This window comes from Micromonospora sp. M71_S20 (genome assembly GCF_003664255.1).
In the GTDB taxonomy this organism is placed as follows: domain Bacteria; phylum Actinomycetota; class Actinomycetes; order Mycobacteriales; family Micromonosporaceae; genus Micromonospora.
This window is the reverse complement of sequence record NZ_RCCV01000004.1, coordinates 516,564-530,052: the sequence shown is the minus strand read 5'-3', so window position 1 is coordinate 530,052 and position 13,489 is coordinate 516,564. Positions and strand designations below refer to the sequence as shown.

The following is a 13,489-nucleotide window of genomic DNA, read 5'->3' as shown; positions in this document are numbered from 1 at the left end:
GGGCCGGCGGGTCAGGTGGCCGGCAGGAGCGCGGTGCGCCCGTTGTCGGCGAACTGTTTCTCGAGTTCCTGGACGTCCGCCGTCGTGAGCGGGCGGTACGCGGTGGACGCGCCGTCCCGGACGTAGACGGGGTCGGTCGTGACCCAGGCGGCACGGCGCAGGACCTGCTTGGCGACCTTGCTGTTGCCCGTGGTGGGGATTTCGGTGACGATCCGCACGAAGCGGGGCCGCCACTTGGTGCCGAGGTCGGCCTGCTCGTCGAGGAAGGCGGTGAACGCCTCGGGGTCGAAGCTGGCGCCGCCACGCAGTTGGAGCGCGCACATGACCTGGTCGCCGGTGCGCGGGTCGGGCACGGCGAAGACGGGGGCGACCGCCACCCGGTCCCAGCGCTCGATGATCCGTTCGGCGGGTCCGGCGGCGAAGTTCTCGCTGTCGACGCGGATCCAGTCCGAGGAGCGGCCGGCGAAGTAGAAGTAGCCGTCGGCGTCGCGGTAGGCCAGGTCCCCGGACCAGAAGTCCTCGCCGCGGACCCGCTCGGCGGCGGCCTCGGGATTCTTGTAGTAGCCCTCGAACCGGGCAGCCATGCCGACTCCGACGAGCTGGCCGATGGCCTCCTCGGCGTTGACGAGCCGTCCGGTCCCGTCGAGCCTGGCCGGCGGGCACTCCAGCCCGGTGGCCTCGTTCATGACCTTGATCTCGGCGCCGGCGACGGCCACGCCGAGCGCCTCGTCGGGCGTCTCGGGGGTGCGGTTGATCCGCATGACGCCCTCGCTGGAGCCGTAGCCCTCGGAGATGACGGCGCCGAAGCGCCGGGTGAAGCGGGCGATGTCGGCGGCCGAGGCTTCGGTGCCGACGGCGCGACGCAGCGTGCTCGTCGCGTCGCGCGGGTCGACCGGCTGGGCCAGCACGTAGGCGAGGGCCCGGCCGACGTAGTTGAAGTAGGTGACGCCGTGCTCGTGCACGTCGCGCACGAAGCCGGACGCGGAGAACCTGCGGACCATGCAGATCGTCGCGCCGCAGACCATGGCGGGCCCGAGGTTGAGCATGACGGCGTTGCCGTGGAACAGCGGCATCGACAGGTAGCTGACCGAGTCGCGGGTCAGCTCGGTGCGGGCCAGCAGCGCCTCGGAGACCGCGGCGAGGCGCCTGTGCGAGCAGATGACCGCCTTGGGGGCCCCGGTCGAGCCCGAGGAGAACAGGAGCAGCAGGTTGGCGCCGGGGTCGACCTCGTCGGTGGGCACCGGCGCGCCGGCGTGCCGGGCCAGCCAGGCGGCGTACTCCGGGGAGTCGATGTTGCGTACCTGCCCGGCGGGGATGCCCAGGTCGAGCCCGTCGACGAGGCCGGCGAGGCGGTCCTCGGTGATGAGCAGGTCGCAGTCGGTGTGCCGCACGTCGTGGGCCAGCTCGGCGCCGCGTCGGGTCGGGTTGATCCCGACGACGGTGGCGCCGGACAGCGCGGCCGCGCAGATCCAGTACACGTGGTCGGGGGTGTTCTCCAGGAGCACCCCCAGGTGCAGCGGCCTGTCCTCGGGCCGGGGCACGTCGGCCAGGGCGGCGGCCCGGTCGGCGGCTTCCTGCACGACCTGGCCCCACGAGATGGTGCGGCCCTCGAAGAGGAGCCCCGGATGATCGTCACCCGTGCGCCCGCGTACGACGTCGCCGAAGACGGCGGGTCCCGAGATTCGGGCTACCGAAGTCTGAGTCGTCATTGACGTCGCTCCGTCTCGTTCGTCGTCGGATGCGGACCAGCAATAACAAGCAAGCGCTTGGTCGAGATCGTAGGGTGGGGTGTGATGCAGGTCAAGGCCTTGACAAGGCTTCCCACGGGTTGTGTCCGGCGAGCGCGGAGCGCACCCGGTCGGTGTCCTCACCACGGCGCCGCGGGGCCCGCGGGGTCGCGGCGGGCGTCCGCGAGAAGCGGGGCACCGGGGCCGGCTGGGCGACCCCCTCGACCTCGACGACGGCGCGGCGGGCACGCACCTGCGGGTGCCCGGCCGACTCGGAGACGTCCAGCACCGGATGCACGCACGCGTCGACGCTCTCGAAGACGCTCGTCCACTCCTGCCGGGTGCGTCCGGCGAAGACCGGGGCGATCCGCTCGGCCCAGCCGGCCCACCCCGACTCGTCGAACTGCCCCGGCCCGTCCTCCGGCTCGATGCCGAGGGTGAGCAGGAACGTGCGGTAGAACTTCGCCTCGATGGCCGCGACGGACATGAACCTGTCGTCGGCGGTGCGGTACACCCGGTAGAAGTGCGCCCCGCCGTCGAGGTAGTTCGTCCCGCGGGTGAGGTTCCACGCGCCCCGCGCGAGCATCGAGTGGATGACGACGGTGAGCAGCCCGCTGCCCTCGAGCATCGAGGAGTCCACGACCTGCCCACGCCCGGAGGAGACGCGCTCGTGCAGGGCGGCCAGGACGCCGAAGGCCAGCACCATGCCGCCGCCGGCGAAGTCGGCCAGGTACATCGGCGGCACGACGGGGCCGTGCCCGGGCAGGCCGATCGTGTCGAGCACCCCGGAGACGGCGATGTAGTTGAGATCGTGGCCGGCGGCCGCGGCGAGGGGACCGTCCTGGCCCCAGCCGGTCATCCGCGCCACGACGAGGCGCGGGTACCGCTCGGTGAGTGCGACCGGGTCCAGGCCGAGACGTTCGAGCACCCCGGGACGGAACGGGTCGAGCAGCACGTCCGCGTCGGCGAGCAGCCGGTGCACGAGCGACCGGTCGGCCTCCGACTTCAGGTCGAGCGTGACGGTCGTACGGCCGCGGTCGATCGCGTTGACCTGCGCGCGCGCCCGCCGGTCGGGCTCGCCGGGAGGGTCGACCCGCACGACCTGGGCACCGAGGTCGGCGAGCATCATCGTCGCGAACGGCACCGGCCCCTGCCCACCGAGCTCGAGGATGCGCAGGCCGGCCAGCGGCCCCTCGCAGCGCTGGCCGGCGACCGAACCGGGGGCGTCGCTCACGCCTGCTCCCCGGCGCCGGCCGGGACCGGGGTGCCGGTCACGGCGCGGGGGTCCGTGCTCCACGTCTGCGGGGTCACGCCCTCCTCGCGCAGGACCCGCTTGAGGATCCGCCCGACGGCGTTCTTGGGCAGCTCGGCGCGGACCTCGATGTGGGAGGGGACGGCGTACCGCGGGATCCGCGGGTGCAGCCACTCGAAGAGCTCCGCGGGGTCGATCCGCGCGCCGGGCACGGGCACGACGGTCACCTTGAGGTCGTCCTCGGCCAGCGGGGAGGGGACCGCGTGGACGGCGACCTCGCCGACGGCCGGGTGGGCCGCGACGATGCCCTCGATCTCGAAGCTGGAGATGTTCTCGCCGCCGCGGCGGAGGTAGTCCTTGCCGCGGTCGACGAAGTAGAGGTAGCCGTCCTCGTCGAGACGGCCGTAGTCACCGCAGTGGAACCACAGGCCCCGGAAGACCTCCAGGGTCTTCTCCGGCTGACGCCAGTAGCCGTTGAACATGATCGCCGGGCGGGTGGGGCGGGCGACGATCTCGCCGACCGCGCCGACGGGCAGCGGGTTGTCGTGCTCGTCGACGATGCGCACCTCGAAGGATTCGTTGATCTTGCCGGCGGCCCCGGCGCGGTAACCCCCCGGCGGGGTGAGCGTGATCAGGCTGGCCTCGGTCAGGCCGTAGGCGCCCGAGCCGACCCGTGCGACGCCGAACCGCTCGGTCCAGCGGGCAGCGAGGTCGGCGGTGACCGGCGAGCCGGACACGACGCGCAGCTGGCCGAAGGCCTTGCGGGCGGCCTCGGAGTCGGGGGCGCCGACGATCATCGGCAGCATCGAGCCCATGAGCGCGGCCATCGTCGCGCGGGAGCGCAGGATCTCGTCCCAGAAGCCACTGACCGAGAAGCGCCGCGCGATGTCCATGGCCGAGCCGAGCTGGAGCGAGCCCATGACGTGCCCGACGGCGGCCATGTGGAACAGCGGCATCGCCGACCACAGGACGTCACCGCAGTGGCGCTCGAGGTTCTCGTGCATCTGGCGGGCCATGTTCGCCACGTAGCCGTGGCTGACCATGCACGCCTTGGACGGTCCGGTCGTGCCGGCCGTGTAGATGAGGTGGCTGGTGGCGTACGCGTCGAGGTCCGGGGTGGTCGTCACCGCCGAGCCCCCGGCGACGGCGGCGTCGAAGTCGACGACCTCGGTGGCCCAGGCGGGCACCGGGCCCGTGGAGGGCCGGCCGCCCTGGACAGCGCCGACGAGGACCGGCGCCCGTAGCCCCGTGCCGACGAGGGCGTCGTCCAGGACGGACACGAACTCGTCCTCGACGATCATCGCGACCGGGTCGGCGTCGAGCACCTGGTGGGCCAGTACGGGGCCACGGTTGCTCGTGTTGAGCGGAACGACGAAACCGCCGCAGAGCGTCGTCGCCCACCAGGCGATCAGGGCCAGGCGGCCGTTGCGGGCGAGGATGACGACGCGGTCGCCGGGAGCGACGCGGTCGGCGAGGAACCCGGCGAGGCGACGCGACGCGGCATCGAGCTCGGCCACGGTGAACGGGGTGCCGGCGAGGGTGAGGGCGAGGTCCGGCTGCTCGTCGAGCACGCGGGACAGGGTGGGCAGGAGGGTGGTGGCTGCGGTGGGACGGGGCACTGGCTCTGGCTGCCTTTCTTCGGGCCTGTCGGTCGGGGTGGGCGACCGGTCGGCCGACGGGTGGGGACCTGGCGCTCAGCCCTTCGTCATGGCGACGGTGCGCAGATCGAACAGGCCGAGGTTGGTCCACGGCAGTTGCTCGGCGCCGACGACCTTCGGAGAGGCGACGGTGGCGCTGGTGAGGTTGCAGATCGGGATGAACCACGCCTCGTTGAACAGCCGCTCCCACAGCTGGTGGTACTGCTTAGCGCGCTCCCCGACGCTGGAGCGGGGGTCGGCGGCCCTGGCCGCGATCGGGGCGATCGCCCCGGGGTCGGTGGCGAGCTTGTAGGTGCCGGTGAAGTAGTTGTCCACCGTGCCCGCCGGGTCGAGGCGCGGGTTGAAGGTGTTGGACACCTCGAGCTCGAAGTCGCCGGCGATGAAGCGGGCCTCGGTCTCGGAGTTCGGCGTCGGGTTGAGCTTCGCGTCGATGCCGGCCTGGGACATGGCGGCGTGGATGGCGGTGGCGGGCTGCTCGGTGTTGGTGCCGGCGGAGAAGCTGATCGACACCTTGGCCCCGCCGACCTCGGCGATCAGCGCCTTGGCCCTGGCCAGGTCGAACTCGTACGGGTAGGTCGCCGCCGGGTCCGCCCACGGGCTGTCCGGGTAGATGCTGCGGGTGGGCGTGCAGGTGTCGGCGAAGAGCGCGCGGATGGCGGCAGGGTCGACCGAGCGTGCGATGGCCTCACGGACCCGATTGTCCTTGAGGTCGCCCATGTCGGCGCGCAGCAGGATGCCGAGGACGTTGCGGAACGGACGGGTGGTGACCTTGAGCTGGCCGGCCTCGCCGAGCTGGCGGGCCTGGACGACCTCGTTGGCCGAGGAGACGAAGCTGAGGTCGGTCTGACCGCTGATGACGCCGTTGAGGCGGGTGGCGCCCTCGGGGACGCGGGTGATCTCCATCCCGGCGAGGCGCCCGGCGTTCGGGTCCCAGTAGGTGCCTTCGGCACGCTTGACGACGTACTTCTCGTTGGGCACGAACTCGGTGGCGACGTACGGGCCCGAGCCGGCGTTGCCGGGCGCGAGCTTGAGGTCGACGCCGTCGGCGATCGCCTTGGGCGAGACCATCATGCCGGCGGCGGTGGCCAGGGCCGAGGGGAGCACCGCGCCGGTGCCCGGCGTGAGGTTGAGCCGCACGGTGTGCGCGTCGACGACGGTGACGCCGGTGACGGCGGCGAGGTCCTGCTTGATGGTGCTCGTCGGCAGCGTCTGGCCGCGCTCGATGTTGACCTTGACGGCGGTGGCGTCGAAGGGCGTCCCGTCGTGGAAGGTGACGTCGTCGCGCAGGGCGAGCTCGAGGTAGGAGCCGTCCTTGGCGTAGGCCCACGAGACCGCCAGGCCGGGGACGATCTCGTCCCTGGAGTCGACCATGGTGAGCCGGTCGTAGATCAGCGTGAGGTAGGGGTACCCGCCGGGAGCCGGCTGGGCCGGGTCGAGGTTCTGGAAGGGGGACGAGGCCGTGACCTGCAGGACGGCGTCGGGGTCGATCTCCCCTGTGCCGGCGCCGGTGGCGCCGGGGTCGCTCGTCGGGGCGCCGGAGCAGGCTCCGACGGCGAGGGTGGCAAGCAGGCTGACGGCGACGGCGAGGCGTCGTCGGTACGGGAGGCGAGACACGGGTGCTCCTTTTCTGACCTGCGGTCCGAGCCGGAAGCGGCTCCGGGATCCGGGCGCCCGGGGCGGCGGGGGTGCCGGCGGGTCGTTCGGCAGTGGCCGTGCGGGCGCGGCGGTCACGGTGGGTGGTGGAGGGCGTCGGCGGAGTCGTGCGCGCCTGGAGCTGATCGGCCACGGCGTTCCCGAGGCTGCCGGCGTACGGCGTCCCGCAACGCCAACCAAGCGCTCGCTTGGGACGGTAGGGGCAGGGCGCGGGCGCGTCAATGGGCGGACGCCGCTCCGCCCCGCGAACGCCACCGCGACCCACGGGCGGACGCCGACCCGCGGACGGACGCCACCCCGACCCACGGGCGGACGCCGACCCGCGACCCAGGGGGGCGGCGCCGGGGAGCAGCCGTTGCCAGCGCGCCGCCGGGTCGCTAAGGTGCGGTCAAGCAAGCGCTTGGTTGCCCTGACCGGCCAAAGGAGTCCGCCCGGTGGAAGCCACCCTCGCCACGGCACAGCCCCGCGACACGGGCATCGACGCCGTCGCCTCAGCCACCCGGCGGCTCGTCGACGCGATCATCCGCGCGGGCGCGGCCATCGACGCTGACGCCGACCGGATCGTGGCCGACCTCGACGTGCTCACCGCCCGGATCGACGCCCACGCCCCGGACCTTCCCGAGCGGATCGCGACGATGTGGCGCCAGCCCGGCCCGGGCCGTTTCGACCCCGCCGGCGGCACCGAGAACCCGCTGTCGCCGCCGGTGAGTCTCTGGGTGGAGCCAGACGGCTCACTGCGCGGCGAGGTCACCCTGAGGCTGGCCTTCCAGGGACCCCCGGGGCACGTGCACGGCGGCACCTCGGCGATGCTCATGGACCACGCCCTCGGCATCGCCAACGCCCGCGCCGGGTATGCCGCGGTGACCGTCGGGCTCGACATCTCCTTCCGCGCGGCCATCCCGATCGGCTCGACGATCACGATCCTGGCCCGGCACGACGGGCGCGACGGGCGCAAGGTGCGCAGTTCCGGCGAGCTGCGTGTCGGGGAACTGACCTGCGTCACCGCCACGGGCACCTTCGTGCTCATGGACGACCCGTCGACGCGGGAGAAGTTCCGACGGGACTCGAGGGAGCAGGGATGAGCACGGGTCCCGACCACCCGCCACGGACACGACCCGACAGCGGGCGGCACCCGACCAGCGCCGCACCCGGTCCGCTCGCCGGCCGCGGTGCGCTCGTCATCGGCGGGGGCGGCGGCTTCGGCCGCGCCATCGCCGCCGCGCTGGCCGCCGACGGGGCCGCCGTGACGATCATGGGACGCACCGGGGCGACGCTGCGGGCGGCGGCCACGACGATCGCCGCAGCCGCTCCCGGGGCGCTGCCGGTGCGGGTCAGCGTCGGCGACGCCGCCCTCGAGCAGGACGTGGCCGCCGCGGTGCGCGTCGCCGACGAGACCCCGTTGGCGGCCGTCGTCACGACGGTCGGCGGCGGCACCTTCCGTCCCGTGCTCGCCCTCGACGCCGAGACCCTGGAGCACGACTTCCGGCGCAACGTCACGACGGCGCTGCACGCGATCCGGCACGGCGGACAGGCCCTGGCCGCGCGCGGTGGGGGCTCGATCGTGTGCACCTCCTCTAGCGCGGGCGGGCACTCCTTCCCGTTCATGCCGTCGTACTCGGTGAGCAAGGCCGCGCTCGAGGCGCTCGTGCGGGTCGCCGCCGACGAGCTCGGCCACCTCGCGGTGCGGGTCAACGTCGTGCGCCCCGGCATCGTGGCCACCGACGGGAAGAACCCGGGCCTGCTGCTGGCCGACCCCGAGCTGGCCGCCGCGACCGTCGCCGAGAAGCCCCTGTCGCGGGTCGGACGCGCCGAGGACGTCGCTGCCGCGGTCCGCTTCCTGTGCGGTCCCGAGTCCTCGTGGGTCACCGGCGCGTGCCTGCCGGTCGAGGGCGGGGCGCACCTGCGCCGCGCGCCCCGGCTGGAGAGGCTCGCCCGGATCGTCAGTGGCGACGAGGTCGTCGACGCCGCCCTGGCGGGCCGCATCCCGTGACGGCAGCACAGGCGTACGCCACCCGGATGGAGCTGGCCACGACGCTGCCGGCGACGACGGCGCTGCGCGAGGTGCCCGCGGTCGTGGCGCGCATCGAGCGGCTCGGCTTCGACACCGTGCACGTCCCCGAGACGACGCACGACTCGCTGGCGGTCGCCCTGCTCGCGGCGGAGCACACCAGCCGGATCACCGTGCGTACCAGCATGACGCTGGCCTTCCCCCGCAGCCCGATGGTGACCGCGTACGCCGCGTGGGACCTCGCGCGGTTCTCCGAGGGGCGCTTCCAGCTCGGTCTGGCCACCCAGGTGCGCGGCAACATCGTCGGCCGTTTCTCGGTGCCGTGGGACCGGCCGGCCGAGAACCTGCGCGACTACCTTGCCTCGATCCGGGCGATCTTCGCGGCGTTCACCACGGGCGGGCCCTTGGCGCACGAGGGCAGCCACTACCGCTTCACCCGGCTCCAGCCCTACTTCAACCCCGGCCCGCTGTCGACCGCGGCCCCGGCGCTCTACACCGGCGGGGTCAACCGGCGCGTCTGCGAGGTGGCCGGCGAACTCGCCGACGGCTTCGTCACGCACGCGACGAACTCGCACCCGAGTCACCTGCGCACGGTCGTGCTCCCCGCACTCCGCGCCGGGGCCGAGCGGGCCGGACGCGCCGGAATCCCGCGGGTCGTCGTCGTGTCCAAGTCGATCACCGGTCCGACGCAGGCCGCACTCGCCGTGAGCCGCGACTCCGCCCGCCAGGAGCTGGCGTTCCTCTTCTCCACCCCGGCCTACCGCACCACCCTGGACCGGCTCGGCCTGGGCCGGGTCGGCGAACGGCTCGCCGAGATGGCCGCCTGCGGGCGTTGGGCGGGACTCGCCGACACCCTCGACGACGAGACCCTGGCCACGCTCATCCCGCACGGCACCTATGCCGAACTGCCGGACGTGCTCGAACAGGCCTACGGCGGGCTCGCCGACGGGCTCGGACTCGGGCTGCCGCTCGACCCGGACGACGACGAGGAGTTCGGAGCGCTGCTCGTACGCCTCCGGCACATCCCCACGAGTACCGCGGCCTGCGGCCCGCCCGCGACCGGCGGCCCCAGCGACGGGGCCGCCAGCGCGACGCGCGGCGGCGCCGGATCGGAGACCCCGCCATGACCGCACGAATCGGGCTGCTCACCCCGGTCGTCGTCCAGCACCCGCGCACCGCGGCCGCCTGGGAGCGGGACGTCCTGGCCTGCCCCGACGTCGGCGGCGCGCTGCTGGCCATCGCCCGTGCCGCCGACGACCTGGGCTACCACCACCTGACGTGCAGCGAGCATGTCGCAGTGCCCGCCCCGATCGCCGCCGAGCGGGGCGCGACGTACTTCGACCCCGTGGCCACGCTGTCGTTTCTCGCCTCGGCGACGCGCCGCGTCCGGCTCGCGACGAACGTCGTCGTCATCGGCTACCACCACCCGTTGGCCCTCGCCAAGACCTACGGCACCCTCGACCTGCTCAGCGGCGGGCGCGTCATCCTCGGCATCGGGGTCGGCAGCCTCGAAGAGGAGTTCGACCTGCTCGGCGCCGAGTTCGCCGAGCGCGGCGCGGTCGCGGACGAGGCGATCGCGGCCCTGCGTGCCGCATGGGGCCGGGCCGTGCCGCGCCACGAGGGGCCCCGGTTCGCGTTCACCGACTTCGTCGTCGAACCGCACGCGCCGCGCACGACGGTGCCGCTGTGGATCGGTGGGCGCACCCGCCGCTCGCTGCGCCGCGCCGTGGCGCACGGCACCGGATGGGCGCCGTTCGGCCTCGGCCCACAGGAGCTGACCCGCCTGTGGACCTCCGTGGAGCGCCCGGACGACCTCGACCTCGTGTTGCAGATCCCGCCGCTGGACCCACTCGGGGACCCGGACGGTTCCCGCGCGCACCTGCGCACGGCCGATGCCGTCGGGGCGACCGCGGTCAACGCGAGCCTCGTGGCCACCTCGGCGGCCCACCACCTCGCGCAGATGGCCGCGCTGCGTGAGCTCACCCCGGAACGCTTCGAGACGACCGTCCACGACCTGACCGGCCACCGGCCGGATCGGCCCGCGAGAAGCCCGCTCGAGAGGAACCCACCATGACCGACCCGCAGCCCGACCGGCTCGCACTGCTGGAGGCGCGCCTCGAGCAGGCCGAACGGCGCCTCGCCGCCGCCGAGGACCAGCTCGCCCTGTGGCAGGTCGTCGCCGGCTACGGTCCCGCCGTGGACAGCGGCTCAGCCGAGGTCACCGCCCGGATGTGGACCGAGGAGGGCGTGTACGACACCTACCCCGTCGTGCTCAACGGCCGGGACGCGCTGCGCGCCATGGTGACCGGTGAGCGGCACCAGGCGCTGATCCACTCCGGCGCCGCCCACCTGATGGGCCTGCCGCACATCGTCGTCGACGGCGACCGGGCCGTCGTGACGAACTACTCGCAGCTCGTGCTCAACGCTCCCGACGAGAACGGCTACCGGATCTGGCGCACCGGCTCCAACCGTTGGGAGTTCATTCGCACCGACGAGGGCTGGAAGGTGACCCACCGCTGGAACCGCCAGCTCGACGGCACCGACGAGGGCCGCGACATTCTCGCCCGCGCCGTCGACTCCGAGTCGTGCGGCACCGCGGCTGCCGAGCTCTTCGGCCTCGACCGTAGCGACTGAGCACGGCCGGGTGCGCCGGAACCCCTGCGTGGGTCCCGGCGCCCACGGTCAGGCCTCGTTGGGCATGTTCGACCAGCCCTTGCGGTCGGCCCGCGCGTACCAGCCCGAGGCGGCCAGGGTCCCTCCGTCGACGGGGATCGTGTGCCCGGTGACGAAGCGGGCGTCGTCACTGGCGAGGAACTCGACGACGGCGGCGTAGTCGTCGGGCTCGCCGAAGCGCCCGACGGGGATCCACGTGCGGACGAGTTCCGGGTCACGTCCGCGCAGCATCGCCGCGGCCGGCGTCTGGGGCGTGTCGGCGAGGTCGGGCGCGATCGCGTTGACCCGTACCCCGTGGCCGGCGACCTCGACGGCGAGGCTCCTGGTGAAGGCGCTGACCCCGGCGTTGTAGGCGGAGTACGGGGCGCACGCCGGGATGCCCCGGAAGGCCTCGACGGTCGAGTTGTTGACGATGGCGCCACGGCCTCGCTCGACCATGCCGGGCAGCAGCGCGTGGGTCATCGCGAGCACGTGCCACAGGTTGACCTCGTAGAGCGCCTGCCACTGCTGCGGGGTCGAGTGCAGGAAGGTCCTGGCGGCCGGGCGGAAGTCGCCGACGTTGTTGACGAGCACGTCGACCCGCCCGGAGTCGAGGGTCGACGCGGCGGCGACCGCGGTGGCGACACCGTCAGCGGTGCGTACGTCGGCGAGGACGACCTCGACCTCGCCGCCGGCGCCACGGATGTCGGCGGCGGTGTCGACGGCCGCCGCCCCGTCGATGTCGACGAGGACGACGTGGGCACCGGCGGCGGCGAGACGGCGGGAGATGCCGCCGCCGATCCCGAGGGCGCCGCCGGTGACGACCGCGATCTGGTCCTCGAGCCTGCGGGTGGCGCTCATCTGCCGGCCTCTTCCTCGTCGGCCCTGATCGCGGAGACGCGGTGGCGCTCGATCCAGTTGACGGTCACGGCGCGACGTGTGAAGGCCCATCCGTCGTCGGTGCGCGCGTACTCGTCGTCGTAGTGCAGGAACCAGACGAGGTCCGAGGGCCCTTCGCGACCGGGCAGCAGGTGGTGGGCCATGCCGCGGACCCGGCCACGGGCCCCGGTCGGCGTCGGCAGGTAGCGTGCCCCGGCCACGACGTGGGTCGTCGCCAGGGTGCCGGCGAGTGCCCCGAGCGCGGCCACGACAGCGGGACGACCGACGTGGGACGAGCGGGCGCCGAGGTGAGCCGGCGGCTCGGGGACGACGAGGACGCCGTCCGGGACGAAGAGCGCGCCGACCGCGGCTGCGTCACGGTCGTCGGCGGCCGCCGCGTACGTCTCGGAGAGCACGCGCAGCGCGGTGAGGTCGGCCGCGTCGAGGCCGGTCACGACGCGGGAGCGGTCGCCGCGCGCACGACCTCGACGAGTTCGGAGGCGGCACGCTCGCAGTCACCGCGGGTGTAGCCGAGCAGTGCGGTCTCGGCCGGATCCGGTTCGTAGGCGAGGACGGTCCCGCGGCCCTGGACGATCATCGAGTCGGGCATGAAGGGGTGCGGCTCGTCGAGCTCGGCGATGGTGCGGTTGCCCCCGGCCGCGTCGACGAGCAGCTGGAAGAACTGCGCGAACGTGAGGTTGGCGTCACCGATGAGGTACGCCGCGCCCGCCGTGCCGCGGTCGAGCGCGCCGCCGATCGCCTCGGCCAGGGACCGGGCCGACATGTAGTTCGTGCCGCCGGCCGGTGCGTGGTCGGGGATCTGCGGCTCGTTGCCGGCTGCCCAGGACACCATGCGGCGGTAGCGCTTGGCCGTGATGCCGGGGATGGCACCGATGATCGAGGGCGGGTTGAGGGTGCAGACCGTGAAGGAGGCGTCAGCCAGCGCCCGGGCTCCCTCGTCGGCGTGGCGGCGGGCGGCGACGTAGGCGTTCGAGTCGGCCAGGGCGGGTCGCAGGTGGTGGTAGTAGCTGCCGACCTGGACGAAGCGCGAGACACCCGCGCTCTTGGCGAGCGCGGCGAAGGCCGGCACCCCCGCGCTCTGGGTCTCCTTCCAGAACTGGGTTTCGTCCACGTCGCGGGGCAGATGGCGCACGTCCTGCCCCGCGGCGAAGACGACCGCGTCGAAGGGGGCCAGGTCCTTGCGGGTGAAGGTCTGGCGGGTGTAGTCCCCGCGGAGGACGGGCAGATCGGCGACGGGCGAGCCCGCATCGACCGCCCCCCGGGCGGCGACGGTGACGTCGTCTCCCCGGTCCCGCAGGTGGAGGGCAGTGTGGGCCCCGATCATGCCGGTTCCACCGACCACGAGCACCTTCATCGTGAGGTCTCCTTGCGTAGTGAGGCGACTCCCCCGCGCGGATCCGGGAGCCAGCAGGCTGCCGAGCCTACCAATCAAGCGATAGGTTGTTTAGTGCGAGAGTGCGCTTCGGCCTGGCGTCACATCAGGGCAACCTCCGACGCCGCAGTGCGGGCGCCCACGCGACAGCCCACCCGGGCCGCCCACTTCAGCACGGCGTTCCGATCGGCGTACGGGGTCTCGCCCCGGCGGCACCGGAGTGTGCGCGCTGACGCAACAGGTGTGCACTCGCCCGTAAGGACAGCC

The 13,489-nt window shown here is 73.5% G+C and carries 12 protein-coding genes; 5 read left to right on the top strand and 7 right to left on the bottom strand.

All coding sequences use genetic code 11. The features are described from left to right. Positions 1 to 11: 11 nt before the first annotated feature. The 4 genes from DER29_RS31410 to DER29_RS31395 form a co-directional block, all read right to left on the bottom strand. Positions 12 to 1,709, bottom strand: a complete 1,698-nt coding sequence (locus DER29_RS31410; protein ID WP_121401235.1) for an AMP-binding protein — start codon at positions 1,707 to 1,709, stop codon at positions 12 to 14. Between the two features lie 91 nt (positions 1,710 to 1,800). Continuing rightward, the gene (locus tag DER29_RS31405) at positions 1,801 to 2,961 is read right to left on the bottom strand and encodes a CaiB/BaiF CoA-transferase family protein (RefSeq protein WP_121401472.1); all 1,161 of its coding nucleotides are present in this window, start codon (positions 2,959 to 2,961) and stop codon (positions 1,801 to 1,803) included. Beyond that, a complete protein-coding gene (locus DER29_RS31400) occupies positions 2,958 to 4,598 on the bottom strand; it encodes an AMP-binding protein (protein WP_121401234.1) in 1,641 nt (546 codons plus the stop codon). The genes DER29_RS31405 and DER29_RS31400 overlap by 4 nt, the downstream gene beginning before the upstream one ends. A 75-nt stretch (positions 4,599 to 4,673) precedes the next feature. After that, complete coding sequence (locus DER29_RS31395) at positions 4,674 to 6,251, bottom strand: ABC transporter substrate-binding protein (RefSeq protein ID WP_121401233.1); 1,578 nt, start codon at positions 6,249 to 6,251, stop codon at positions 4,674 to 4,676. A gap of 473 nt (positions 6,252 to 6,724) precedes the next feature. On the opposite strand from DER29_RS31395, the gene DER29_RS31390 reads away from it, so the two are divergent. Genes DER29_RS31390 through DER29_RS31370 form a run of 5 tightly spaced genes read left to right on the top strand, consistent with a single transcriptional unit; the run spans position 6,725 to position 10,932 of the window. Then, a complete protein-coding gene (locus tag DER29_RS31390) occupies positions 6,725 to 7,372 on the top strand; it encodes a PaaI family thioesterase (protein WP_121401232.1) in 648 nt (215 codons plus the stop codon). Then, positions 7,369 to 8,280 carry an SDR family NAD(P)-dependent oxidoreductase gene (locus DER29_RS31385; protein WP_121401231.1) on the top strand — a complete coding sequence of 304 codons (912 nt, stop codon included), beginning with the start codon at positions 7,369 to 7,371 and terminating at the stop codon, positions 8,278 to 8,280. Before DER29_RS31390 ends, DER29_RS31385 begins: the two co-directional genes overlap by 4 nt. Next, positions 8,277 to 9,425 carry a TIGR03617 family F420-dependent LLM class oxidoreductase gene (locus DER29_RS31380; RefSeq protein ID WP_199729630.1) on the top strand — a complete coding sequence of 383 codons (1,149 nt, stop codon included), beginning with the start codon at positions 8,277 to 8,279 and terminating at the stop codon, positions 9,423 to 9,425. Before DER29_RS31385 ends, DER29_RS31380 begins: the two co-directional genes overlap by 4 nt. Then, positions 9,422 to 10,372, top strand: a complete 951-nt coding sequence (locus DER29_RS31375) for an LLM class F420-dependent oxidoreductase (protein ID WP_121401230.1) — start codon at positions 9,422 to 9,424, stop codon at positions 10,370 to 10,372. The genes DER29_RS31380 and DER29_RS31375 overlap by 4 nt, the downstream gene beginning before the upstream one ends. Continuing rightward, entirely contained in the window at positions 10,369 to 10,932 is a 564-nt protein-coding gene (locus DER29_RS31370) for a nuclear transport factor 2 family protein (RefSeq protein WP_121401229.1), read from the top strand. Before DER29_RS31375 ends, DER29_RS31370 begins: the two co-directional genes overlap by 4 nt. Before the next feature lie 48 nt (positions 10,933 to 10,980). Here DER29_RS31370 and DER29_RS31365 read toward each other — a convergent pair whose 3' ends face one another. The 3 genes from DER29_RS31365 to DER29_RS31355 are packed head-to-tail and all read right to left on the bottom strand — an operon-like array spanning position 10,981 to position 13,204. Next, positions 10,981 to 11,811: an SDR family NAD(P)-dependent oxidoreductase gene (locus tag DER29_RS31365; protein ID WP_121401228.1), complete on the bottom strand. Its 831-nt coding sequence runs from the start codon at positions 11,809 to 11,811 to the stop codon at positions 10,981 to 10,983. Continuing rightward, positions 11,808 to 12,284, bottom strand: coding sequence for a nuclear transport factor 2 family protein (locus tag DER29_RS31360; protein ID WP_158619126.1), 477 nt, complete (start codon positions 12,282 to 12,284; stop codon positions 11,808 to 11,810). The genes DER29_RS31365 and DER29_RS31360 overlap by 4 nt, the downstream gene beginning before the upstream one ends. Beyond that, positions 12,281 to 13,204 carry an NAD(P)-dependent oxidoreductase gene (locus tag DER29_RS31355; RefSeq protein ID WP_121401226.1) on the bottom strand — a complete coding sequence of 308 codons (924 nt, stop codon included), beginning with the start codon at positions 13,202 to 13,204 and terminating at the stop codon, positions 12,281 to 12,283. The genes DER29_RS31360 and DER29_RS31355 overlap by 4 nt, the downstream gene beginning before the upstream one ends. Between the last annotated feature and the right edge of the window lie 285 nt (positions 13,205 to 13,489).

What these genes read in the sequence shown, in the direction of transcription:
- DER29_RS31410 (WP_121401235.1), bottom strand. Translation starts at nt 1,709, where the DNA reads ATGACGACTCAGACTTCGGTAGCCCGAATCTCGGGACCCGCCGTCTTC.
- DER29_RS31385 (WP_121401231.1), top strand. Translation starts at nt 7,369, where the DNA reads ATGAGCACGGGTCCCGACCACCCGCCACGGACACGACCCGACAGCGGG.
- DER29_RS31375 (WP_121401230.1), top strand. Translation starts at nt 9,422, where the DNA reads ATGACCGCACGAATCGGGCTGCTCACCCCGGTCGTCGTCCAGCACCCG.
- DER29_RS31370 (WP_121401229.1), top strand. Translation starts at nt 10,369, where the DNA reads ATGACCGACCCGCAGCCCGACCGGCTCGCACTGCTGGAGGCGCGCCTC.
- DER29_RS31365 (WP_121401228.1), bottom strand. Translation starts at nt 11,811, where the DNA reads ATGAGCGCCACCCGCAGGCTCGAGGACCAGATCGCGGTCGTCACCGGC.
- DER29_RS31355 (WP_121401226.1), bottom strand. Translation starts at nt 13,204, where the DNA reads ATGAAGGTGCTCGTGGTCGGTGGAACCGGCATGATCGGGGCCCACACT.